At 35.3% G+C, this 6,151-nt stretch carries 6 protein-coding genes; all 6 read left to right on the top strand.

What is annotated here, in order from left to right:
• The coding region (locus tag AC1DTM_RS16435) for a DUF420 domain-containing protein (RefSeq protein WP_477000499.1) at positions 1 to 397 on the top strand (397 nt) is incomplete at its 5' end.
• A gap of 117 nt (positions 398 to 514) precedes the next feature.
• Positions 515 to 1,678: an iron-containing alcohol dehydrogenase gene (locus tag AC1DTM_RS16430; RefSeq protein WP_088099442.1), complete on the top strand. Its 1,164-nt coding sequence runs from the start codon at positions 515 to 517 to the stop codon at positions 1,676 to 1,678.
• A gap of 158 nt (positions 1,679 to 1,836) precedes the next feature.
• Positions 1,837 to 2,589, top strand: coding sequence for a DeoR/GlpR family DNA-binding transcription regulator (locus AC1DTM_RS16425; protein WP_016105906.1), 753 nt, complete (start codon positions 1,837 to 1,839; stop codon positions 2,587 to 2,589).
• Positions 2,586 to 3,497 (top strand): 1-phosphofructokinase, encoded by a 912-nt coding sequence (gene pfkB / locus AC1DTM_RS16420; RefSeq protein ID WP_016105905.1) that lies wholly within the window; start codon positions 2,586 to 2,588, stop codon positions 3,495 to 3,497. Before AC1DTM_RS16425 ends, pfkB begins: the two co-directional genes overlap by 4 nt.
• Positions 3,498 to 3,510: 13 nt before the next feature.
• Complete coding sequence (locus AC1DTM_RS16415) at positions 3,511 to 5,367, top strand: PTS fructose transporter subunit IIABC (protein WP_088099441.1); 1,857 nt, start codon at positions 3,511 to 3,513, stop codon at positions 5,365 to 5,367.
• A gap of 348 nt (positions 5,368 to 5,715) precedes the next feature.
• The coding region (locus AC1DTM_RS16410) for an SH3 domain-containing protein (RefSeq protein ID WP_477000498.1) at positions 5,716 to 6,151 on the top strand (436 nt) is incomplete at its 3' end.

Here is a 6,151-nt window from a genome sequence, read left to right as displayed (position 1 = left end):
GTTAAATGCAATCTTTAATAGTTTTACGTTTGTATTTTTATTAGCAGCTTTATTCTCTATTATTAAAAAGAATGTGAAAATGCACCGTGGTTTTATCCTGGCAGCATTTACAACGACTTTACTATTTTGTGTTTCGTATTTATCGTACCATTACTTAGCACCAGCAACACATTTCGGTGGAGAAGGATTCATTAAATATGTGTATTTCATCATTTTAATTACACATATTATCCTTGCGGCGATTATTGTACCACTTGCATTGTTCGCACTAGTATTTGGTTTTACGAATCAATTAACACGTCACCGTAAAATTGTACGTTGGACGATGCCGATTTGGTTATATGTAAGTTTATCTGGTGTTATTGTTTACTTAATGATCTCGCCTTATTATCAATAAAAAATCTCAGCCTTTAAGGCTGGGATTTTTTTGTTAARCAAATTTGTTTGTGAAATTAAAAAAGTGTGGTATACAAAAGTATAGTTGCTTTTCATATGGAAGGGATGGTAAAGGTATATGCAAAATTTTGTATTTCGTAATCCAACAAAACTTATTTTTGGTAAAGGACAATTAGAGCAGTTAAAAACTGAAATTCCACAGTTCGGTAAAAAAGTTCTTCTCGTATATGGAGGAGGAAGTATTAAAAGAAACGGTATTTATGATAATGTAATTTCTATTTTAAAGGATATAAATGCGGAAGTGTTTGAGTTGACGGGTGTTGAACCGAATCCTCGTTTATCAACAGTAAAGAAAGGGATTCAAATTTGTAAAGACAATGGAGTCGAATTTATTTTAGCGGTTGGCGGAGGAAGTGTAATCGACTGTACGAAAGCGATTGCTGCTGGTAGTAAATATGATGGAGATGTATGGGATATTGTAACGAAAAAATCATTTGCTAGCGAGGCGTTACCGTTCGGTACTGTACTCACTCTTGCGGCAACAGGTTCTGAAATGAATGCAGGCTCTGTAATTACAAACTGGGAAACGAATGAAAAGTACGGCTGGGGCAGTCCAATTACATTCCCTCAGTTTTCAATCTTAGATCCAGTTCATACTGCGTCTGTACCGAAAGATCAAACAATTTACGGTATGGTAGATATTATGTCACACGTATTAGAACAATATTTCCATCATGGAACAAATACAGAACTACAAGATCGTTATTGTGAATCTGTTTTAAGAACAGTCATTGAAACAGCTCCTAAGCTTTTAAGTGATTTAGAAAATTATGAGCATAGGGAAACAATATTATATTGCGGAACGATGGCGTTAAACGGCATTTTAGCGATGGGAGTAAGAGGAGATTGGGCAACTCATAATATTGAGCATGCAGTTTCTGCTGTTCATGATATACCACATGGGGGTGGCCTTGCGATTTTATTCCCGAACTGGATGAAGCATGTTGTAGATGAAAATATAAGTCGTTTTAAACAGTTCGCTATTCGTGTATTCGGTGTAGAAACAGATGGGAAGACCGATAAAGAGATTGCATTAGAGGGAATTGAGGCATTACGTCAATTTTGGACTTCGATTGAAGCGCCAGTAACATTAGCTGATTACGCTATTAGAGAAAGTGAAATTGACTTAATGGCGGATAAAGCGATGGCTTATGGTGAATTCGGTAACTTTAAAAAATTAAATAAAGATGATGTTCTTGCAATTTATAAAGCTTCTTTATAAGTGAAGCGAGAGAAGAAACCTATTTGATTGTTGTATCAAATAGGTTTCTTTTTTGTTGTTTATAACCGATTGTGATTGTTAATGATTAATTTTGGTTGTTTGTGGTTGATTTTTGTGATCGTTTTCATTATACTGTAATCAAAGAAGAGGTGAAGAAGATGTTAACTCCTGAACGTCATCAAATGATACTACAACTTGTAAAAGAACAAAAAGTAGTTAAATTACAGCAATTAGTGGAAAGAACAGAAAGCTCTGAGTCGACAATTCGTCGTGATTTAGCACAATTGGAAAAACAAAGGTTATTAAAAAGAGTTCATGGTGGTGCCTCTGTTTTAACAGGAAAAGGACAGGAGCCCACGATGATTGAAAAATCATCCAAAAACATTCAAATAAAACAACAAATTGCCAAGTATGCGGCTAGTATTGTTGAACAAGGGGATTGCGTTTATTTAGATGCAGGAAGTACAACATTTGAAATGATTCCATTTTTAATAAACAAAGATGTTACTGTCGTAACGAATGGACTTATGCATATTGAAGCTTTAGTTGAAAATAATATTTGTGCGTATTTATTAGGCGGGATGATGAAGAGTAGGACGAAAGCTTTAATTGGTGCTATGGCACAGGAAAGTATGCAGAAGTATCGTTTTGATAAATGTTTTTTAGGAGCTAATGGTGTACATGAACAGTTAGGGTATACAACGCCAGATCCAGAAGAAGCACTCTTGAAACAAATGGCATTAATATTAGCGAACGAAGGGTATTTCTTAATTGATGAAAGTAAATTTTCAGAAGTTGCGTTTGCGAAAATTGCAAATGTTGAAGATGCAAGCATTATTACAAATCATTTAGAAATTGATTTAGAAAAATATAAAAGACAAACCAATGTAATTGAGGCTGATAAACAATGATCTATACAGTTACTTTAAACCCATCTATTGATTATGTAGTACAAGTTAATTCTTTCGATTTAGGAACAGTAAACCGAGCAGAGAAAGATATGAAGTTTCCTGGAGGAAAAGGGATTAATGTTTCTCGTGTTCTTCATCGTTTAGGTGTTGAAAATGTAGCGCTTGGATTTACGGGTGGATTTACTGGTCAATTTATTAAAGATGTATTGCATGGTGAAGGTGTAACAACGAACTTCGTCCAAGTAGATGGAGATTCTCGAATTAATGTGAAAATAAAAGGGCAAGAAGAAACAGAGTTAAATGGACAAGGTCCTATTGTGACAAATGAGCAATTTGAACAATTGATGAAAAAAATCGAAAGTATGCAATCTGGAGATTGTGTTGTACTAGCTGGAAGTTTACCTTCTTCTATTCCAACTACCTTTTATGAATCAATCGCAGCGTTTGGAGCCGAAAAAGGTATTCGTGTGGTAGTAGATGCAAGTGGAAGTGCACTGCAGTATGTAACTAAAAATAAGCCATTTTTAATAAAGCCAAATCATCATGAACTTGGTGAGTTATTCGGAGTGGAGCTTTCAACAGTAGAAGCCATTTTACCGTATGGAAGAAAATTAATCGAACAAGGTGTAGAGCACGTTATCGTATCAATGGCAGGAGATGGAGCTTTATTATTTACGGCAGAAGGTATATATGAAGCAACTGTTCCAAAAGGTGTTGTAATTAATTCAGTTGGGGCAGGAGATTCCCTTGTTGCAGGATTTGTAGGTAAATATGAACAGACAAAAGATATTGAAAAAGCATTTCAATATGGTGTTGCAACGGGGAGTGCAACAGCATTTTCGGCAGATTTATGTACAAAGGAAAAAGTAGAAGAATTATTGTCGCAAGTAATTGTAGCTAAGCGATAGGGGGAAGCAACATATGAAAATTACAGAACTATTAAAAAGGGATACAGTCATTATGAATACGACAGCTTCAAATAAAGAAGCTGTCATAGATGAATTAGTTGAGAAATTAAATGGTGCTAATCGTTTAAATAATAAAGCTGAATTTAAAGAAGCTATTTTAAAGCGGGAGTCACAAAGTACAACAGGAATTGGTGAAGGTATTGCTATACCTCATGCGAAGACGAAAGCTGTTAAGCAACCAGCAATTTGTTTTGGTAGAAGTGTAAGCGGTATCAACTATGAATCGCTTGACGGACAGCCTGCACATTTATTCTTTATGATTGCTGCAAGTGAAGGGGCGAATAATACTCATTTAGAAACGTTGTCGCGTCTATCTACATTATTAATGGATGAAGGTTTTCGTAAACAATTATTAGAAGCAAAGGATGAAGAGGAACTTCTTCGTTTATTTGATGAAAAAGAGAATGAAAAAGAAGAAGAAGTTGAAGTAGCAAAGCCAGAAGGGAATGAACCGTACGTATTAGCTGTTACAGCTTGTCCAACTGGTATCGCTCACACATATATGGCTGCGGATAGTTTAAAAGCAAAAGCAGCAGAGTTAGGTATAGCCATTAAAGTTGAAACGAACGGATCAACAGGTATAAAGAATGGTTTAACGAAAGAGGATATTGAACGTGCAACAACGATTATCGTTGCGGCAGATAAACAAGTAGAAATGAACCGTTTTGCTGGAAAACATGTCATTCAAGTGCCGGTCGCTGATGGCATTAGAAAAACTGAAATCCTTCTTAATCGAGCTGTAAAACAAGATGCACCAATCTTTAAGGGTGTAAAAAAGGATGGGAAGGCAGAAAGTGTAGAGAGAGAAAAAGGGCTGGGAATTTATAAGCATTTAATGAGCGGTGTAAGTAATATGCTTCCATTCGTTGTTGGTGGCGGGATTTTAATCGCGCTAGCGTTTATGTTCGGTGGAATTAAGGCAAAAGGTCCTATTGCTGAAATATTAATGGCTATTGGCGGTGGAGAAACAGGTGCGTTTTTATTCCTTGTACCAATTTTAGCTGGATTTATCGCAAGCTCTATTGCTGATCGTCCTGGTTTTATGCCTGGTGTTGTTGGTGGATTTTTAGCAGCACAAGCGAATGCTGGATTTTTAGGTGGATTAATTGCTGGTTTCTTAGCTGGATATGTTGTTTTAGGATTGAAAAGATTATTTTCAGGATTACCAGTACAGTTAGAAGGAATTAAACCTGTTTTGTTATATCCAGTCTTTGGATTGTTGATTACAGGAGTTGTTATGCAAAAAGTAGTAAACCCGCCTGTAGTAGCATTAAATGAAATGTTAACAGGATGGTTAAATGGTTTGAGTGGTACAAATGCTATATTATTAGGCCTTATTTTAGGTGGTATGATGGCAATTGATATGGGTGGTCCAATTAATAAAGCGGCATTTACATTTGGTATTGCTGCCATAGAAGCACAGAATTTTGGAGTGCACTCAGCAGTTATGGCTGGTGGTATGGTACCACCACTTGCGATTGCATTAGCAACCACATTCTTTAAAACAAAATTTACAGAAGCGGAACGTAAATCTGGTTTAACAAATTATATTATGGGAGCTTCGTTTATTACAGAAGGTGCGATTCCATTTGCAGCTGCCGATCCAGTTCGAGTAATAGTAAGTTGTGTTGTTGGTTCAAGTATCGCGGGTGCCTTATCTATGTTATTCCAAATTACATTGCCGGCACCGCATGGTGGATTGTTTGTTATCGCATTAGTGAATAAACCGTTGCTATACATTTTCTCTATATTAATTGGGACGATTGTTTCAGCTATTATGATAGGTGTTTGGAAGAAGAAAGTTAAATAAAAGATAAAAAGGGACAGCTAATAGGAGTTGTTCCTTTTTCATTACAAAAAGTAATTTAATAATTGGATTATGATGGATTTTGGTAAAAGATGTAATGAAAAGTGATTTTTTTGTAACAAAAAAGTAATACTGTAATTTTTTCTGGAAAAAAATTCTTATACTAATTTGTGAGAAATATATGAAAACTATTGCTAATTTTGGTAGAAATGCAATTCTTTAATATGGAAATTTATGTTACAAATCATTAATCGTTTATTACGAATGCTTTGTAATTGTGTGATTTTCGAAATTCTACAAAAAACTGTTGCTATAATGAGAACACGAAAACAAAGCAAATGGAGGCTATTCATGAAAAAATTATTAGGTATAGCAACAGCAGCAGTTTTTGGTCTTGGGATTTTTGCAGGTTCTGCTAAAGCGGAAACGATTGTAACAACAGATGTATTAAACGTTAGAGAAAACCCAACTGTAGAATCAAAGCTTGTAGGTAAAATGTTAAGTGGAAATAAATTAGATGTTATAAATACAGAAAACGGATGGTCCAAAATTAAATTAGATGGCAAAGAAGCGTTTGTAAGTGCTGAGTTTACGAAAAGTTCTTATTATGTAACAGCAAATGTATTAAACGTTCGTGCTGGAGCGAATACTGATTCAGAAATTCTTGGTACGCTTAAAAAAGATGACTTGATTGAAACGACAAATCAAGTACAAAACGAATGGTTACAATTCGAATATGGTGGGAAAGCGGCGTATGTTCACGTACCATTTTTAACAGGTACAGCAC

The sequence above is a fragment of the Bacillus sp. P4_D3 genome, assembly GCF_056401855.1.
The sequence above is the reverse complement of the archived record's forward strand: the minus strand, read 5'-3'. Positions and strand labels throughout refer to the sequence as shown.

Coding starts and splice junctions, on each gene's coding strand:
- AC1DTM_RS16425 (WP_016105906.1), top strand. CDS start 1,837: ATGTTAACTCCTGAACGTCATCAAATGATACTACAACTTGTAAAAGAA.
- AC1DTM_RS16415 (WP_088099441.1), top strand. CDS start 3,511: ATGAAAATTACAGAACTATTAAAAAGGGATACAGTCATTATGAATACG.
- pfkB (WP_016105905.1), top strand. CDS start 2,586: ATGATCTATACAGTTACTTTAAACCCATCTATTGATTATGTAGTACAA.
- AC1DTM_RS16430 (WP_088099442.1), top strand. CDS start 515: ATGCAAAATTTTGTATTTCGTAATCCAACAAAACTTATTTTTGGTAAA.